23 protein-coding genes and 1 tRNA gene are annotated in these 17,135 nt (G+C 62.2%); 3 read left to right on the top strand and 21 right to left on the bottom strand.

The annotated features are described in order from the left end of the window. Window positions 1-98: 98 nt before the first annotated feature. Genes HND92_RS02485 through HND92_RS02475 form a run of 3 tightly spaced genes read left to right on the top strand, consistent with a single transcriptional unit; the run spans window position 99 to window position 3,960 of the window. Entirely contained in the window at window positions 99-1,616 is a 1,518-nt protein-coding gene (locus HND92_RS02485; RefSeq protein WP_011803871.1) for a glycosyltransferase family 39 protein, read from the top strand. Further along, complete coding sequence (locus HND92_RS02480; protein WP_172205638.1) at window positions 1,613-2,623, top strand: NAD-dependent epimerase; 1,011 nt, start codon at window positions 1,613-1,615, stop codon at window positions 2,621-2,623. Before HND92_RS02485 ends, HND92_RS02480 begins: the two co-directional genes overlap by 4 nt. Beyond that, window positions 2,620-3,960, top strand: coding sequence for a UDP-glucose/GDP-mannose dehydrogenase family protein (locus tag HND92_RS02475; RefSeq protein ID WP_172205636.1), 1,341 nt, complete (start codon window positions 2,620-2,622; stop codon window positions 3,958-3,960). The genes HND92_RS02480 and HND92_RS02475 overlap by 4 nt, the downstream gene beginning before the upstream one ends. 146 nt (window positions 3,961-4,106) lie before the next feature. Here HND92_RS02475 and HND92_RS02470 read toward each other — a convergent pair. The 21 genes from HND92_RS02470 to HND92_RS02370 form a co-directional block, all read right to left on the bottom strand. Then, a tRNA-Met gene (locus tag HND92_RS02470) sits at window positions 4,107-4,183 on the bottom strand. Window positions 4,184-4,207: 24 nt separating this feature from the next. Next, on the bottom strand, window positions 4,208-4,597 hold the full coding sequence (gene rplQ, locus HND92_RS02465; protein ID WP_011803868.1) for a 50S ribosomal protein L17: 390 nt from the start codon (window positions 4,595-4,597) through the stop codon (window positions 4,208-4,210). A gap of 89 nt (window positions 4,598-4,686) precedes the next feature. After that, window positions 4,687-5,679, bottom strand: coding sequence for a DNA-directed RNA polymerase subunit alpha (rpoA, locus tag HND92_RS02460; RefSeq protein ID WP_011803867.1), 993 nt, complete (start codon window positions 5,677-5,679; stop codon window positions 4,687-4,689). A gap of 111 nt (window positions 5,680-5,790) precedes the next feature. Further along, complete coding sequence (rpsD, locus tag HND92_RS02455; RefSeq protein WP_011803866.1) at window positions 5,791-6,414, bottom strand: 30S ribosomal protein S4; 624 nt, start codon at window positions 6,412-6,414, stop codon at window positions 5,791-5,793. 88 nt (window positions 6,415-6,502) lie between these two features. Beyond that, entirely contained in the window at window positions 6,503-6,907 is a 405-nt protein-coding gene (gene rpsK, locus HND92_RS02450; RefSeq protein ID WP_011803865.1) for a 30S ribosomal protein S11, read from the bottom strand. Window positions 6,908-6,924: 17 nt separating this feature from the next. Continuing rightward, window positions 6,925-7,290: a 30S ribosomal protein S13 gene (gene rpsM / locus HND92_RS02445; protein WP_011803864.1), complete on the bottom strand. Its 366-nt coding sequence runs from the start codon at window positions 7,288-7,290 to the stop codon at window positions 6,925-6,927. Between the two features lie 23 nt (window positions 7,291-7,313). After that, window positions 7,314-7,427, bottom strand: coding sequence for a 50S ribosomal protein L36 (rpmJ, locus tag HND92_RS02440; protein ID WP_003050535.1), 114 nt, complete (start codon window positions 7,425-7,427; stop codon window positions 7,314-7,316). Between the two features lie 144 nt (window positions 7,428-7,571). Further along, window positions 7,572-8,891 carry a preprotein translocase subunit SecY gene (gene secY, locus HND92_RS02435; RefSeq protein WP_011803863.1) on the bottom strand — a complete coding sequence of 440 codons (1,320 nt, stop codon included), beginning with the start codon at window positions 8,889-8,891 and terminating at the stop codon, window positions 7,572-7,574. Between the two features lie 23 nt (window positions 8,892-8,914). Next, window positions 8,915-9,346, bottom strand: a complete 432-nt coding sequence (gene rplO, locus HND92_RS02430; protein WP_172205634.1) for a 50S ribosomal protein L15 — start codon at window positions 9,344-9,346, stop codon at window positions 8,915-8,917. 10 nt (window positions 9,347-9,356) lie between these two features. After that, a complete protein-coding gene (gene rpmD / locus HND92_RS02425; protein ID WP_012655443.1) occupies window positions 9,357-9,539 on the bottom strand; it encodes a 50S ribosomal protein L30 in 183 nt (60 codons plus the stop codon). A gap of 14 nt (window positions 9,540-9,553) precedes the next feature. Further along, complete coding sequence (gene rpsE / locus HND92_RS02420; protein WP_011803860.1) at window positions 9,554-10,075, bottom strand: 30S ribosomal protein S5; 522 nt, start codon at window positions 10,073-10,075, stop codon at window positions 9,554-9,556. Between the two features lie 17 nt (window positions 10,076-10,092). Further along, window positions 10,093-10,458, bottom strand: coding sequence for a 50S ribosomal protein L18 (gene rplR / locus HND92_RS02415; RefSeq protein ID WP_011803859.1), 366 nt, complete (start codon window positions 10,456-10,458; stop codon window positions 10,093-10,095). An 11-nt stretch (window positions 10,459-10,469) separates the two neighbouring features. Further along, window positions 10,470-11,003, bottom strand: coding sequence for a 50S ribosomal protein L6 (gene rplF / locus HND92_RS02410; protein ID WP_011803858.1), 534 nt, complete (start codon window positions 11,001-11,003; stop codon window positions 10,470-10,472). A gap of 24 nt (window positions 11,004-11,027) precedes the next feature. After that, window positions 11,028-11,423: a 30S ribosomal protein S8 gene (rpsH, locus tag HND92_RS02405; protein ID WP_011803857.1), complete on the bottom strand. Its 396-nt coding sequence runs from the start codon at window positions 11,421-11,423 to the stop codon at window positions 11,028-11,030. Window positions 11,424-11,443: 20 nt separating this feature from the next. Then, window positions 11,444-11,749 carry a 30S ribosomal protein S14 gene (gene rpsN / locus HND92_RS02400; RefSeq protein ID WP_011803856.1) on the bottom strand — a complete coding sequence of 102 codons (306 nt, stop codon included), beginning with the start codon at window positions 11,747-11,749 and terminating at the stop codon, window positions 11,444-11,446. Between the two features lie 9 nt (window positions 11,750-11,758). Further along, window positions 11,759-12,298: a 50S ribosomal protein L5 gene (gene rplE / locus HND92_RS02395; protein ID WP_011803855.1), complete on the bottom strand. Its 540-nt coding sequence runs from the start codon at window positions 12,296-12,298 to the stop codon at window positions 11,759-11,761. A 9-nt stretch (window positions 12,299-12,307) separates the two neighbouring features. Further along, entirely contained in the window at window positions 12,308-12,628 is a 321-nt protein-coding gene (gene rplX, locus HND92_RS02390; RefSeq protein ID WP_011803854.1) for a 50S ribosomal protein L24, read from the bottom strand. Window positions 12,629-12,638: 10 nt separating this feature from the next. Next, window positions 12,639-13,007: a 50S ribosomal protein L14 gene (gene rplN, locus HND92_RS02385; RefSeq protein ID WP_011803853.1), complete on the bottom strand. Its 369-nt coding sequence runs from the start codon at window positions 13,005-13,007 to the stop codon at window positions 12,639-12,641. Between the two features lie 191 nt (window positions 13,008-13,198). Continuing rightward, entirely contained in the window at window positions 13,199-14,797 is a 1,599-nt protein-coding gene (locus HND92_RS02380) for a glycerol-3-phosphate dehydrogenase/oxidase (protein WP_172205632.1), read from the bottom strand. 102 nt (window positions 14,798-14,899) lie between these two features. After that, window positions 14,900-16,633, bottom strand: a complete 1,734-nt coding sequence (locus HND92_RS02375; protein WP_123674860.1) for an ABC transporter substrate-binding protein — start codon at window positions 16,631-16,633, stop codon at window positions 14,900-14,902. 174 nt (window positions 16,634-16,807) lie between these two features. Then, a complete protein-coding gene (locus tag HND92_RS02370) occupies window positions 16,808-17,116 on the bottom strand; it encodes a DUF2160 domain-containing protein (RefSeq protein WP_011803850.1) in 309 nt (102 codons plus the stop codon). Between the last annotated feature and the right edge of the window lie 19 nt (window positions 17,117-17,135).

The following is a 17,135-nucleotide window of genomic DNA, read 5'->3' as shown; positions in this document are numbered from 1 at the left end:
AAACAGTTGTAGCGGGATAATGGCTGCGATTGTGCCTCGCGCGCCCCGCGCGTTCGCGCCCGCCGGACGCACACAGCGCGCTACTTTCCCCTTGCCCCATGACCGCCTCCACCGCGCCCCGCGCGCTTTCGTCCCGCCTTCCCTGGACCCACCCGCTGTTCTGGTTCGCGGCCATCTCGCTGGCGCACGTGGCCATGCGCCTGCTCGCTTCGCCCGCGCTGAAGTGGGATGAGGCCGAGCAGATTCTGTGGACCCAGGAGCTGGCACTGGGCTACGGCCCGCAGCCGCCGCTGTACACCTGGCTGCAATGGGCGATGAACCAGGTGTTCGGCCCCAGCGTGCTGGCACTGTCGCTGCTCAAGCATGGGCTGCTGGCACTGACGTATTCGCTCATGTACCTGGCCGGGCGGGAACTGCTGGACGAGCGGGGGGCCTTCTGGGCGTCGGCGAGCATGGTGCTGATGCCCGCGCTGGGCTGGTATTCGGTCCGCGACCAGACCCATACCATCCTCGTCACGGCGATGGCCTGTGGCGCGTGGTGGCTGCTGCTGCGCATCGTGCGGCGCCCCCGGCCACTGGACTTTGCCTTGCTGGGGCTGGTGTGCGGCTTCGGCATGCTGGCCAAGTACAGCTTCGCGCTGGTGGCGGGCGCCATGCTGCTGGCGGCACTGTCGGTACCCGAGGCGCGCCGCGCGCTGCTGTCGCGCGGCTGGTGGTGGGCGCCCCTGGTGGGCCTGCTGGTCGTGCTGCCGCATGTGGCATGGCTGCTGTCGCACCTCACCGAGGCGACGTCCGGCACCATCAGCAAGATGAACATCCAGCCTGAAAACGGGCTGGTCAAGGGCCTGCTGAGGCTGCTGGAGGGCGTGGTCCCCAGCACGCTGCTGCTGTGGGCGCTGTTCGCGTTGTGGGCTTTCCGTTCGGCCTGGTGGCAGCGGCCGCTGGCGCCGGTGTCGCCGCCGATGCACCGCGTGTTCGTGCGCTACCTGGGCCTGGTGTTGCTGGCGCTGGCCGGCATGGTGGTGTTTGCAGGCGTGAGCAACTTCAAGGGCCGCTGGATACTTCCACTGCTGTGTATGGCACCCCTGGCCGCCTTCTCTGCGCGGCCCGAATTGCAACACCATCCCCGTGCACGGCGCTACACGATCGCCGTGGCCACGATGGCCGTCATCCTGCTGGTCGCTGCCGGCATACGCCCCTGGTTCAGCGGGCTGCGCGGCGAGGTGGATGAGCTGAACCACCCGTCCATCGAACTGGCGGACGCCCTGCGCGCCGCGGGCTATGACGGCACCAGTCCCATCGTCGCATCCGACCATATGCTGGCCGGTATGCTGCGGGTGCGCTTTCCCGACGCACTGGTGGACGCCTGTGCGCCGGGCGAAGACGAGATCCCGACCTGCGTCGCCGACCATTTGCGCCGCAGCGTGCAGCGGGGGCAAGGCCTGCTCTTGATTTCACGCACCGACTACGTTCCGTCGAGCTGGTGGGATCAGGCCCAGGCCCGCATCGCACCGCGTGCGCTGCAGTCCATCCACCTGCCCTTCCACATGGTGCGCGCGGGCACACCCCTGGCCCATTACGAATACATCTGGAGCCCACGCGGCACACAACCATGAGCGTCACCCTGGTCACCGGCTGCGCCGGCTTCATCGGCATGCATTGCGTGCAGCGGCTGCTGGAGCGCGGCGAACGGGTGGTGGGCATCGATAACCTCAATGCCTACTATGACGTCGGCCTGAAGCACGCGCGCCTGGGCCGCTTGCACGGTCAGAGCGACTTCACTTTCGAGCAGATCGATGTCGCCGACCGCGACGCCATGCATGCGCTGTTTGCGCGGGTGCGTCCCCATCGGGTGTTGCATCTGGCGGCACAGGCCGGCGTGCGCTACTCCATCGACCAACCCGACGATTACACCGACTCCAATCTCCTGGGCTTCGGCAACATCCTGCAGGGCTGCCGCGCACAGCAGGTGGAGCACCTGGTGTTTGCCAGCAGCTCCAGCGTGTACGGAGGCAACGCGAAGTTGCCGTTCTCCGAGCGCGACGCGGTGGACCATCCCGTCAGCTACTACGCGGCGACCAAGAAGGCCAATGAGGTCATGGCGCATGCCTACGCGCACCTGTACGGCATTCCGACCACGGGCCTGCGGTTTTTCACGGTGTATGGGCCATGGGGGCGGCCCGACATGGCGCTCTTCAAGTTCACCCGTGCCATGCTTGCGGGCGAGACGATCGACGTCTACGGCGAAGGTCAGTTGGTGCGTGACTTCACCTACATCGACGACATCGTCGAGGGCGTATTACGCGTACTCGACAAGCCCGCCACACCCGACGCCGCATTCGATCCACTGTCGCCGTCGCCCGGCACGGGCCTCGCGCCCTACCGTATCTTCAATATCGGCAACAGCGCTCCTACGCTGCTCATGGACTACATCCATGCACTGGAGGAGGCGCTGGGGATGGTCGCCCTCAAGCGCATGCTTCCACTACAGCCCGGCGACATGCACAGCACGGCGGCCGACATGTCGGCACTGGCTTCCTGGGTCGGCTTTGCCCCCCATACGCCCGTGCGGGACGGCGTGGCGCGCTTCGTCCACTGGTACAAGGACTTCTACCCATCATGAAAGTTACGGTTTTTGGCACCGGCTATGTCGGCCTGGTGCAGGGTGCAGTGCTGGCCGACGTCGGCCACGATGTGATCTGCGTGGACGTCGATGCCGCCAAGGTGGCCGCGCTGCAGGCGGGCCATATCCCCATCCACGAGCCGGGGCTGGAGCCCCTGGTGCGGGCCAACCAGGCGGCAGGCCGCCTGCGCTTCACTACTGACGCCGCTCAGGGCGTGGCCCATGGGGAGCTGATCTTTCTCGCCGTCGGCACCCCGCCCGATGAGGACGGCAGCGCTGATCTGCAGCATGTGTTGGCCGTCGCGCGCACCATCGCGACCCACATGACCGAGCCGAAGACCATCGTCAATAAATCCACCGTCCCCGTGGGCACGGCCGACAAGGTCGCCGATACCGTACGCAAGGTGCTGGAGACGCGGCGCGTGGCCTTGGCATTCGAGGTGGTGTCCAACCCCGAATTCCTCAAGGAAGGCGCTGCCGTCGCCGATTGCAAGCGGCCCGACCGTATCGTCATCGGTACACGCGCACCCCAGGCCGAGCGCCAATTGCGCGAGCTGTATGCGCCTTTCAATCGCAACCACGACCGCATCGTGATGATGGATGTGCGCAGCGCCGAACTGACGAAGTACGCCGCCAACGCCATGCTGGCCACCAAGATCAGCTTCATCAATGAAATGGCCAACCTGGCCGAGCAACTGGGTGCGGACATCGAAGACGTGCGCCGCGGGCTCGGAAGTGACCCGCGCATTGGCTACCACTTCATCTATCCCGGCGTGGGCTACGGCGGGAGCTGCTTTCCCAAGGACGTCAAGGCCCTTATCCACACGGCCCAGTCCATTGGCTTCACCCCCGATCTGCTGCTGGCGGTCGAAAGCCGCAATGACGCGCAGCGGCAGTTGCTGGCGCGGCGCATCATTGCGCACTACGGCGGCAGCCTGCGCGGCAAGACCATCGCGGTCTGGGGGCTGGCCTTCAAGCCGGAAACCGATGACATGCGCGAAGCGCCCAGCCGTTACCTCCTGCAGAGCCTGTGGGCGGCAGGCGCCCAGGTGCGCGCCCACGACCCGGCCGCCATGGACGAGGCCCGGCGCATTTTCGGAGAGCGTGACGACCTGGTGCTGTGCGGCAGTCCCACCGAGGCATTGGAAGGAGCGGACGCGTTGGCCATCGTGACGGAATGGAAAATCTTCCGCGTGCCCGACTTTGCGCAGATGGCCCATGCGCTCCACGACCGTATGGTCTTTGACGGACGCAACCTCTATGACCCCGAGACCATTACGCGCTTCGGCCTGGGGTACGTATCAATAGGACGCGCGCCAGTCGTCGGCATGTCCTGAAACACAACCACGTGGGGGACCTAAGACAACAGAGGGCCGTTTCCGTCCGCCCTCGGGTCCCGCGCGCCGCAGATTCAAGAAGCGGAGAAGCCTGAACAGAAACAAAATGGCCCACCGAAGTGGGCCTTTTTTTGACTGTCAGTATTTGGTTGCGCGAGAAGGATTTGAACCTCCGACCTTTGGGTTATGAGCCCAACGAGCTACCAGACTGCTCCATCGCGCGGTAGACAGAAATTATAACCTATATTTAAGCTTCCGTGGAAGAAACTTCAGGCGTCTCAGCACGATCAACCAGTTCGACGTACGCCATGGGCGCGTTGTCGCCTACCCGGAAGCCCATCTTCAGAATGCGGGTGTAGCCGCCGGGACGCGTCTTGAAACGCGGACCCAGGTCATTGAACAGCTTCGTCACGCTGTCACGATCACGCAGGCGATTGAAAGCCAGGCGGCGATTCGCAACGGAATCTTCCTTGGCCAGGGTGATCATGGGCTCGATCACGCGGCGCAGTTCCTTGGCCTTGGGCAATGTGGTCTTGATGGCCTCGTGCTCGATGAGCGAGTTCATCATGTTCTGCAGCATCGCGAGGCGGTGCGAGCTGGTGCGATTGAGTTTACGGAGACCGTGTCCGTGGCGCATGGTGCTTTCCTTTGATGTAATTAAATCGGGCAGCCGTATCAGGTACTGCCCGAGGCACTGGCTCTTTTCAGAGAGCCTAAAATTATAACTTAACGTTTGTCGAGCCCTGCCGGAGGCCAGTTCTCGAGCTTCATACCCAGGGTCAGGCCGCGCGAAGCGAGCACTTCCTTGATCTCGTTGAGCGACTTGCGACCCAGGTTCGGCGTCTTCAGCAGTTCATTCTCGGTTCGCTGAATCAGATCACCGATGTAATAGATGTTCTCTGCCTTGAGGCAGTTGGCAGAGCGAACGGTGAGTTCCAGTTCGTCCACAGGACGCAGCAGGATCGGATCGAAGGTCGCAGCGCCGCGAGAGCTTGCCGGCGCATCGAAAGCTGCCAACTCACCGCCTTCCAGCTGCGCGAATACTGCCAGTTGTTCCACCAGAATCTTGGCGGAAGCGCGGACCGCGTCCTCGGCAGTAATAGCGCCGTTGGTTTCGATCTCGACGACGAGCTTGTCCAGGTCCGTGCGCTGTTCCACACGCGCGCTCTCGACGGTATAGCTCACGCGTTTCACCGGCGAGAAGGAAGCATCCAGCACGATACGGCCAATGGACTTCGTCGCCTCGTCCGCGTAGCGGCGCAGGTTGCCGGGCACGTAGCCGCGGCCCTTCTCCACCTTGATCTGCATGTCCAGCTTGCCGCCCGCAGACAGCGTGGCAATGACGTGCTCGGGGTTCACGATTTCAACGTCGTGCGGCGTCTGGATGTCGCGCGCCGTGACGACGCCTTCGCCATCCTTGCGCAGGCTCAGCGTGACTTCGTCACGGTTGTGCAGCTTGAACACCACCCCCTTGAGGTTCAGCAGGATGTTGACCACATCCTCCTGAACGCCGTCAATGGACGAGTATTCGTGCAAGACACCGGCAATCGTCACCTCCGTTGCTGCGTAACCCACCATGGAAGAGAGCAGTACACGGCGAATGGCATTGCCCAGCGTGTGCCCGTAACCGCGCTCAAAAGGCTCCAACGCCACCTTGGCACGGTTGGGGCCAAGTTGCTCGACATTGATTGCCTTGGGTTTCAGCAAATTGGTTTGCATGCAGACTTCCTCTCAATACCCCCAGCTCGTTACACCGGTAAGGCTGGTGAAGCGCCTAAACCGCGATGCCTCGCGGTTCAGGGACGATTTCGGCTAACTTAAGGCTATGGTTTAACGCGAGTACAACTCAACGATCAGGGATTCGTTGATGTCTGCGCCGAACTCATCGCGATCCGGGACCTTCTTGAAGGTACCTTCTACCTTGTCGGCATTCACTTCGACCCAAACGGGCATGCCCACCTGCTGCGCCAATTGCAAGGCTTCAACAATACGTGCCTGCTTCTTGGATTTGTCGCGTACCGCAACCACGTCGCCGGCCTTGACCAGATAGGATGCGATGTTGACGCTTTGACCATTCACCGTGATGGCCTTGTGGGACACGAGCTGGCGCGCTTCGGCACGGGTCGAGCCGAAGCCCATGCGGTACACCACGTTATCCAGGCGGCACTCGAGCAGGCCGAGCAAATTAGCGCCTGTATTGCCCTTGAGGCGTTCAGCGGCCTCGAAATAGCGGCGGAATTGCTTTTCCAGCACGCCATACATGCGCTTGACTTTCTGCTTTTCGCGCAGTTGCAGACCATAGTCTGACGTGCGTGCGCCAGAAGTACGGCCATGCTGGCCTGGCTTCGAATCAAACTTGGCCTTGTCCGCGATAGAGCGGCGTGCGCTCTTCAGGAACAGGTCGGTGCCTTCGCGGCGGGAGAGTTTGGCCTTGGGGCCGAGATAACGTGCCACTTTTTATATCCTTGAATCGACTGCCGCAGCGGACTGCGGGAGCCACCATCGCGCCAGGCGATCGGTGGCGGTGGGCTTATGAAACCAATTAAATACGGCGGCGTTTCTGGGGGCGGCAACCGTTGTGGGGCACAGGCGTCACATCCGAGATGGAGGTGATGCGGATGCCGAGAGCGCCCAGCGCGCGCACCGAGGATTCGCGGCCAGGACCGGGACCCTTGATTTCGACATCGAGGTTCTTGATGCCTTGTTCAATGGCTGCGCGACCGGCCACTTCCGATGCCACCTGAGCAGCAAAAGGAGTCGACTTGCGCGAACCCTTGAAACCCTGGCCACCAGAAGAAGCCCAGGACAGAGCGTTGCCTTGGCGATCGGTGATCGTAATGATCGTGTTGTTGAAGGAGGCGTGCACGTGGGCGATGCCGTCCGAAATGTTCTTGCGAACCTTCTTGCGCACACGTTGCGCGGCATTATTGGCAGGAGATTTAGCCATAGTGATCTTTCAGAATCTTACTTCTTCAGTGCCGCTGCACCCTTGCGCGGGCCCTTGCGGGTGCGTGCGTTGGTGCGCGTGCGCTGACCACGCATCGGCAGACCGCGACGATGACGGAAACCGCGATAGCAACCAATGTCCATCAGTCGCTTGATGTTCATCGTGGTCTCACGGCGCAGGTCACCTTCGATGGTGAACTGAGCGATCTGGTCGCGAATCTTCTCCAGATCGGCATCGGTCAATTCCTTGACCTTCTTGGAATAAGCAATTCCGCATGCCTCGCAAATCTTGCGAGCACGGGTACGCCCGATCCCGTAGATGGCCGTCAGGCCAATCTCGGTGTGCTGATGGGGCGGGATATTGATACCAGCAATACGTGCCATGTTCGTCCTCTAATACTTCCCAATCAACCTTGGCGCTGCTTGTGGCGCTGATCCGTGCAGATCACGCGCACAACGCCCTTGCGGCGGATGATTTTGCAGTTACGGCAAATTTTCTTGACCGAAGCCGAAACCCTCATTGCATTCTCCTAAACTTGTCCAATCGTTCCGGCCCAGTGCGCGGAACACAAAATAAGTGCCCGCGATGGATCGAAGGGCATCAATAAGCCGTTGCTTCTTGGCGAACCCGCGACTATAGCGCATTCGCCAAAGGCACACGGACATCAGGTACCTAATGTCGTCTTGAAGTTAGCCTTCTTCAGCAGCGACTCGTACTGCTGCGACATCATGTAGTTCTGTACCTGAGCCATGAAGTCCATCGTCACGACAACGATGATCAGCAACGACGTACCACCAAAATAGAACGGCACGTTGTACTTCAGGATCAGGAACTCGGGCAGCAAACACACGAATGTGATGTAAACAGCCCCGGCCAGCGTCAGCCGCACCAGGATCTTGTCGATGTAGCGCGCGGTATGTTCACCCGGGCGGATCCCTGGAATGAATGCTCCGCTCTTCTTCAGGTTGTCTGCCGTTTCGCGGCTGTTGAAAACCAGAGCCGTGTAGAAGAAACAGAAGAAGATGATCGCCGCGGCGTAGAACATCACATAGACCGGCTGGCCGGGCGTCAGTGCCGCAGAAATATCACGCAACCACCGCATCGACTCTCCCGCACTGAACCAATTCACAATGGTTGCAGGCAGCAGGATGATGGACGATGCAAAGATTGGAGGAATCACACCTGCCATGTTGAGCTTCAAAGGCAGATGGGAGGATTGCCCACCATAGACCTTGTTGCCCACCTGGCGCCGCGCATAGTTCACCAGTATCTTGCGCTGACCACGTTCGACGAAGACGACGAAGTACGTCACCAGTCCCACGACGATCACGATGAAGATGGCTGCCAGGATGCTCATCGCCCCCGTGCGCACCAGCTCCAACAGACCACCGATAGAACTGGGCAGACCCGCGGCGATACCGGCAAAGATCAGGATCGAAATACCGTTGCCCAGGCCGCGCTCAGTGATCTGTTCACCCAGCCACATCAGGAACATCGTGCCGGCGGTCAGGCTGACCACTGCCGTGAGCCGGAAGCCGAAGCCCGGACTCAACACGAGACCTGCGGAGCTCTCCAGAGCCACCGCAATACCCAGCGATTGGAAAATCGCCAAGCCCAACGTTCCATAACGGGTGTACTGCGTGATCTTGCGGCGCCCGGCCTCCCCTTCCTTCTTCAACTGCTCGAATGTGGGCACCACATAGGTCATCAGCTGCATGATGATCGATGCCGAGATGTACGGCATGATCCCCAGCGCGAAGACCGTGAAGCGCGAGAGCGCTCCACCCGAAAACATATTGAAAAGGTTGAGAATGCCGCCCTGCTGGCCACTGAACAACTGCTGCAGCTGCGCCGGGTCAATCCCAGGAACGGGAATGTGCGCGCCGATGCGGTACACAACCAACGCGAGCAGCAGAAAGACCAGACGCCGGCGTAGATCGCCAAACTTACCGGTTTTTGCCAGTTGAGCTGCGTTAGTAGCCACAGATGCCTTTCGTCAGAACCAGATCAGGCCAGGCTACCGCCGGCCGCTTCGATGGCAGCCTTGGCGCCAGCAGTTGCGGTGATTCCCGACAGCTTCACAGCCTTGGAAATCTCGCCACTCTTGATCACCTTGACCACCTTGGCCAGCTCGCCCACCAGTCCTGCGTTCTTCAACGCCAGCACATCCACCTCAGCCAACCCCATGTTTTCCAGGGCGGTCAAGGAGATTTCCGCATTGAACTTCAGCAGGTGCGACTTGAAGCCGCGCTTGGGCAGACGGCGCTGCAAAGGCATTTGACCGCCTTCGAAGCCCACCTTGTGGTACCCCCCGGAGCGGGACTTTTGTCCCTTGTGGCCACGGCCAGCGGTCTTGCCCAGGCCGGAACCAATGCCACGACCAACGCGGCGCGCGGCGTGCTTGGCACCATCTGCGGGCTTGATGCTATTGAGTTCCATCATCAACCTCTCAGAGGACTTTGACCAGATAGCTGATCTTGTTAATCATGCCGCGCACTTCAGGCGTGTCCTTGAGTTCGCTGATGCTGTTGAGCTTGCGAAGACCCAGGCCACGAACGGTAGCGCGGTGCGATTCTTTGGTGCCAATCGGGCTGCGCACCAGTTGAATCTTGATGGTTTGTTGCGTTGTCATTGCACGCCTCCCTATCAGGCAGCGAAGAGGTCTTCGACCGTCTTACCGCGCTTAGCGGCCACTTCGGCCGGCGTAGTGGAATTGGTCAGGGCGTCAAACGTGGCGCGAACCATGTTGTAAGGGTTGGACGAACCGTGGCTCTTGGCCACGATATCGGTAATGCCCATCACCTCGAACACGGCGCGCATCGGGCCGCCAGCGATGATGCCGGTACCCTTGGGGGCCGGGGCCATCATCACCACGGCTGCGCCGTGGTGGCCCGTCACGTTGTGGTGAATGGTGCCGTTCTTCAGCGACACCTTCACCATGTTGCGACGTGCCTCTTCCATGGCCTTTTGCACGGCGGCGGGCACTTCCTTGGACTTGCCCTTGCCCATGCCCACGCGGCCGTCACCATCGCCAACCACCGTCAGCGCAGCGAAGCCCAGAATGCGGCCACCCTTCACGACTTTGGTCACGCGGTTGACCGCGATCATTTTTTCGCGCAGACCGTCGTCCTGACCTTCGCTCTGTACCTTGGGTTGAAATTTAGCCATTTTGTATTCCGCTCCGCTTAGAACTGCAGGCCGGCTTCACGGGCTGCATCGGCCAGGGCCTTCACGCGGCCGTGGTATGCAAAACCTGCACGATCAAATGCAACCTTCTCGACACCGGCCGCCTTCGCCTTCTCGGCGATGCGCTTGCCGATGATCTGGGCTGCAGCGGCGTTGCCACCCTTGCCCGAGCCACCGAGCGACTTGCGCACATCGGCTTCGGCCGTGGATGCGCTGGCCAGCACCTTGCTGCCATCGCCGGAGATCACACTGGCGTAGATATGGAGATTCGTACGATTGACCGTCAGACGCGCGACACCTTGCTGGGCAATGCGGATGCGGGTCTGGCGGGCACGACGAAGACGCTGCTCTTTTTTGGTCAACATGCTGCAGCTCCTTACTTCTTCTTGGTCTCTTTGATCGTGACTTTTTCGTCCGCGTAGCGGATACCCTTGCCCTTATAGGGCTCGGGCGGACGAACGGCACGGATCTCGGCGGCCAGCTGGCCCACCACTTGGCGGTCAGCACCCTTGATCACGATTTCGGTGGGCGTCGGCGTGGCAACGGTGATGCCGGTAGGCATCTCGAAGTTCACGGGATGCGAAAAACCGATGGCCAGGTTCAGCTTGTTGCCGGAGGCTGCTGCCTTGAAGCCCACGCCAATCAGCGTCAACTTCTTCTCAAAGCCCTTGCTCACACCGACCACCATGTTGTTCACCAACTGGCGCACGGTGCCGCTCATGGCATTGGCTTCACGCGAGTCGTTGACCGGCTCAAAGCTCAGCTTGCCTTCGTTGTTAGACACCTTCACCAGCGCGTTCTGCGCCAGCGACAGCACGCCACCAGCACCCTTGACACTGATCTGGTCGTCCTTGATGGACACATCCACGCCTGCGGGGATGCTTACCGGGGATTTACCTACACGGGACATTTCAGTCTTCTCCTCAATGCCACGTTAAGCGACGTAGCAAAGCACCTCGCCACCGACACCGGTAGCGCGCGCCTTGCGGTCGGTCATCACACCCTTGGGCGTCGTGACAATTGCCACACCCAGGCCGTTCATGACTTGCGGAATGGAACCACAGCCCTTGTACACGCGCAGGCCGGGACGGCTCACGCGCTCGATGCGCTCGATCACCGGGCGACCGGCGTAGTACTTCAGGGTGATTTCGAGTTCAGTCTTGCCGCTCTCGGACTTCACTTCGAAGCCGTCGATGTAACCCTCGTCCTTCAGCACCTGGGCGATGGCAACCTTCACTTTGGAAGAAGGCACCGACACGGTGGCCTTGGACACCATTTGTGCGTTGCGGATGCGGGTCAGCAAGTCAGCGATGGGATCACTCATGCTCATGTTGTATCTCTCCTGCCTGCTTACCAGCTGGCCTTGGTGACACCGGGGATGTCACCGGCAAATGCCAGTTCACGGATCTTTGCGCGACCCAGACCGAATTGACGGAAAGTGCCACGGGGACGACCGGTGATTTCGCAGCGGTTACGCTGGCGCGTGGGGTTGGCGTTGCGAGGCAGTTTCTGCAGGCCCAGACGGGCCGCTTCGCGCTCTTCGTCGCTGCGCTTGGCATCGCCGGCAATCGCCTTCAGTTCCGCGTACTTGGCGGCGTACTTGGCGGCCAGTTTTTCGCGCTTCAGTTCGCGCTGGATCAAAGCTACTTTAGCCATACGCTGCCTTTAGTTCTTGAACGGGAAACGGAAAGCCGTGAGAAGCGCCTTGGCTTCTTCGTCGGTCTTGGCCGTCGTGGTGATGCTGATGTTGAGGCCGCGCAAGGCATCCACCTTGTCGTACTCGATCTCAGGGAAAATGATCTGCTCTTTGACGCCGATGTTGTAGTTGCCACGGCCGTCGAATGCGCGACCGGAGATACCACGGAAGTCGCGCACGCGGGGCAGCGCGATCGTCACGAAGCGATCCAGGAATTCGTACATCTGCGCACCGCGCAGCGTCACCATGCAGCCGATGGCCTGGCCTTCGCGGATCTTGAAACCGGCGATAGCCTTCTTGGCCTTGGTCACCACGGGCTTCTGACCAGCGATCTTGGTCAGGTCCGCCACGGCGTTGTCCATGATCTTCTTGTCCGCCACGGCCTCGCTCACGCCCATGTTGAGCGTGATCTTGGTCAGACGGGGAACCTGCATGGGCGAGGTGTAACCGAACTGCTTGACCAGTTCGGGGGCGATCTTGTCGCGGTAGATTTCTTGCAGTCGTGCCATGTGGACTCCTTAGGCAGCCTTGATTTCGGCGCCGCTGGACTTGAACACGCGAACACGCGTGCCGTCGGCCTGCACCTTGATGCCCACGCGGTCAGCCTTGCCGGTAGCGGCATTGAAAATGGCCACGTTGGATTGGTGGATGGGCATGGCCTTTTCCACGATGCCGCCAGTCGTACCCTTCATGGGGTTCGGCTTGACATGCTTCTTGACCAGGTTAATGCCTTCGATGACCAGATGAGAGTCATCCTTGCGCAGCGACACCGTGCCGCGCTTACCCTTGTCGCGCCCGGTGAGCACGATGACTTCGTCGCCCTTGCGGATCTTGTTCATGGCGCGTCCTTCAGAGAACTTCGGGAGCCAGGGACACGATCTTCATGAAGCGCTCGGTACGCAGTTCACGCGTCACGGGGCCGAAGATGCGGGTGCCGATGGGCTCCAGCTTGGAATTGAGCAACACTGCTGCATTGCCGTCGAACTTCACGAGCGAACCGTCGCCGCGGCGGATACCCTTCGCCGTACGCACAACCACTGCGCTGTAGACCTCGCCCTTCTTGACGCGGCCACGCGGAGCAGCTTCCTTCACGCTCACCTTGATGATGTCGCCAACGCTGGCATAGCGACGCTTGGAACCGCCCAGCACCTTGATGCACAGGACGGACTTCGCGCCGGTATTGTCGGCAACGTCTAACCGAGATTCTGTTTGGATCATTTCAATATTCCCAACTTGCACCAGCGGTCGAATGCCCCGAAGCCTTTCAAGGCGGCCGACCTGCCAGTCAGTCTTGGGCCCGTCGTCCACGCCGCAAACCATTTGCGGCGCTTCCCGCTGGGCAGAAACCTCGCGCACTTAACGCGAAGCCCGGCAGTATCGCAAACTTAAAACCGGGCGTCAAGCGCTTTTTATACCGGCACCGTGGCGTAGTGTGCGGCCAACTCTAGGAACGCGGGCAGCTGCGGGTCCTGGCCGGGGATTTCCTCGCGCAGGATGTCCGCCACGCGCGGCGCCAGCGCGGCCGCCAGGCGCGCATCGAGAAACAGCACGCGCGAGCGCCGTGCGAGCACGTCCTCCACGGTGCGTGCGTACTCATGGCGCGCGGCAAAGCGCACCATGGCCTCGCTGAGCCCTTCGGCCAGTTGCACCTGCGAACCCGGAAGGGCTTGCACCCGCGCGGCCTCGTCACCGTAGGAATGCAGACCCTGGGGCGCGTTCATTCCCTGTCGCTCCCGGGTGGCACCGGCTCCTACCAGGGGCAGCGCAACGGTGATCCCGCCCGGGCGGCGCGGCAGCAGGTGTTCGTCCATGCACTTGAGCAGTACATCCTCGGCCATGGCGCGGTAGGTGGTCCACTTGCCGCCAGTCACGGTGACCAGCCCGCTGCGGCTGGCCAGCACGGTGTGTTCCCGGCTGATGCTCTTGGTGGCGGCGGCGTCTTCGTCCGAGGGCTTGACCAAGGGACGCAGGCCCACCCAGATGCTGCGCACATCGCTCGCCTGGGGGGCGCGCCGCAGGTAGCGCGCCGATTCCCCCAGGATGAAGGCCACTTCCTCCCGCATGGCCTGGGGCTCGCGCGCCAGATCCTGGCGTGGGCTGTCGGTCGTGCCCAAAATCACCTTGCCCAGCCAGGGCACCGCAAACAGCACCCGCCCGTCGGCCGTCTTGGGCACCATCAGCGCATGGTCGGAGGGCAAGAACTCGCGGTCCACCACGATGTGCACCCCCTGGCTGGGCGCCACCATGGGCTTGACGGGCTGGCCGCTCACATCGCCATCGCGCTGGCGCAGGGCATCCACCCACACGCCGGTGGCGTTGACCACGCAGCGCGCACGCACCTCGTAGCGCCGCCCGGTCTCGGCATCCTGGCAAACCACGCCCGCCACCTTCCCCCCGTCGTACAACAGGTCGTCCACGGGGCAGTAGTTGAGCAGCAGGGCCCCCCGCTGCGCGGCGGTACGCGCCAGGGCCAGGGCCAGTCGGGCGTCGTCGAACTGCCCGTCCCAATACTTCACGCCGCCCTTGAGCCCGTCGGCCATGGCCGTGGGCAGGCAGCGCAGGGTCTCCATGCGCCCAAGGAATTCGGTAGGCCCCAGGCCCGCCTTGCCGGCCAGGGCGTCGTACATCTTCAGGCCCACACCGTAGAACGGTGTTTCCCACACCTTGTAAGAAGGCATGACGAATGCCAACGGCTGCGCCAGATGGGGGGCGTTGCGCAACAGCGTGGTGCGCTCATGCAGCGCCTCGCGCACCAGGGCGATGTTGCCCTGAGCGAGGTAGCGCACGCCGCCGTGCACCAGCTTGGTGGCACGCGAGGAGGTGCCCTTGGCGAAGTCGTGCGATTCCAGCAGCACGACGGAAAAGCCGCGCGCCGCCGCATCCAGCGCCACCCCCAGGCCCGTCGCCCCACCTCCGACGACCGCCAGGTCGTAGGTCACGGGTTGAGCCAGGCGGGCCAGCAGGTCGGCCCGTACGGTTGCCAAAGGGGTGGAGGTGTCGCTAGTCATAAGGGGAATGGTCCGTAACCCTGGCGGAAAAATCAGGGTTTACCCTGAATTGTGACCGGATCCGCGGGGATGGGCCCGGCAAAGGGCCCATCCGCTGCGGCATCAACGCACCTTGCCGTCCTTCCAGGCCTGCAGCAGGGTGTTGTAGTTGATGGTTTCGCCCTTGGGCTTCTCATTGGCGAGCTTCTTCCAGGGCGCGTGCTGGTCGCTCAGCCACTTGGCCGGGTCACCCTTGGCGTTCAGCTTGGGCGCGCAGCGCTCCATGCCGGCGCGCTGCAGGCGGGCCATCACCTGGTCCATCTCGTCGGCCAGTGTGTCCATGGCTGCCTGCGGGGTCTTCTCGCCCGTGACGGCCTGGGCCACGTTCTTCCACCACAGCTGCGCCAGCTTGGGGTAGTCGGGCACGTTGGTGCCGGTGGGAGACCAGGCCACGCGCGCCGGGCTGCGGTAGAACTCGACCAGGCCGCCCAGCTTGGGCGCCATGTCGGTCATGGCCTTGGATCGGATGTCGGACTCGCGGATCGGCGTCAGGCCGACGACGGTCTTCTTCAGCGACGTGCTCTTGGCCGTCACGAACTGGGCGTACAGCCACGCGGCGGCCAGGCGGTCGGGGTTATGGTCCTTGAAGAAGGTCCAGCTGCCCACGTCCTGGTAGCCGTTCTGCATGCCCTGCTTCCAGTACGGGCCGTTGGGGCCAGGGGCCATGCGCCACTTGGGCGTGCCGTCGGCATTCACCACGGGCAGGCCGGGCTTGGTCATGTCGGCGGTGAAGGCGGTGTACCAGAAGATCTGCTGCGCGATCTGCCCCTGGGCGGGCACGGGGCCAGCCTCGCCGAAGGTCATGCCCATGGCTTCCTTGGGCGCGTACTTCTTCATCCAGTCCACGTACTTGGTGAGCGCGTAGACTGCGGCCGGCGAGTTGGTCGCGCCGCCACGGGCCACGCTGGCGCCCACGGGGGTGCACTTGTCGTCGGCCACGCGAATGCCCCATTCGTCGATGGGCAGGCCGTTGGGCGTGCCGATGTCGGCGCTGCCGGCCATGGACAGCCAGGCGTCGGTGAAGCGCCAGCCCAGCGACGGGTCCTTCTTGCCGTAGTCCATGTGGCCGTAGATCGGCTTGCCGTCGATGTTCTTCACGTCGTTGGTGAAGAACTCGGCGATGTCTTCATAGGCGCTCCAGTTCAGCGGCACGCCCAGGTCGTAGCCGTACTTGGCCTTGAACTTGTCCTTCAGGTCCTTGCGGTCGAACAGGTCGGCGCGGAACCAGTACAGGTTGGCGAACTGCTGGTCGGGCAGCTGGTACAGCTTGCCGTCCGGGGCGGTGGTGAACTTGGTGCCGATGAAGTCCTGCAGGTCCAGGCCGGGGTTGGTGTAGTCCTTGCCCGGGCCGGCCATGTAGTCGGACAGGTTCAGGATCTTGCCGTAGCGGTAGTGGGTGCCGATGAGGTCGGAGTCGCTGATCCAGCCGTCATAGATGGACTTGCCCGACTGCATGGAGGTCTGCAGCTTCTCGACCACGTCGCCCTCCTGGATCAGGTCGTGCTTGACCTGGATGCCCGTGATCTCGCTGAACGCCTTGGCCAGGGTCTTGGATTCGTACTCGTGCGTGGTGATGGTCTCGGAGACCACCGCGATCTCCTTCACGCCCTTGGCCTGCAGCTTCTTGGCCGCGTCGATGAACCACTTCATCTCGGCCATCTGCTGGTCTTTGCTCAGCGTGGAGGGCTGGAACTCGCTGTCGATCCACTTCTTGGCCTCGGCCTCGCCGGCCCAGGCTGCCTGCCCCAGCGCCAGCGCCGCGGCGGCGAACGCGATCGCCTTGAACTGCATCTTCATTGCTGTCTCCTCACAAGAACGCTCCCCGGGGGTTGGATGGGCGCCGGTGCCGGGGGAGAGTCGGCTGGCCCCTTTTATAAAAATGTGAGCTACTGGCGCTCGTTGTTATTGGGTTTTAGATATTTTTCTATCTCAAATCCCCGTAAATCAAGCGCACGCAGCTATCTTTTTTGACTACCCTTTGCGCAGCACCAGCGCCAGCACCAGCATGGACAGCACGAAGCTGATCCACACCGAGGGCTCGGCCTCCAGCGAGAACCACTGGGCCATCTTCTCGCCCAGACCCACCCAGGCCAGGTTGATGTACGCGGCGGTGAGCAGGCCGATGAACAGCCGGTCGCCGCGCGTGGTGGTCATGGGCAGAAAGCCCTTGCGCTCCACCGTGGGGGATTGGATTTCCCACACCGTCATGCCGATCAGCATGAGCACGATGCAGGTGAAGAACACCGCCACCGGGGTGGTCCAGGCCATCCAGTCAAACATGGGTGCCCCCCTGAGCGCC

The organism is Diaphorobacter sp. JS3050, from assembly GCF_013154915.1.
Taxonomy (GTDB): Bacteria; Pseudomonadota; Gammaproteobacteria; order Burkholderiales; family Burkholderiaceae_C; genus Diaphorobacter; species Diaphorobacter nitroreducens.
Note: the sequence above shows the minus strand (reverse complement) of the source record. Positions and strands in the feature narration are given on the sequence as shown.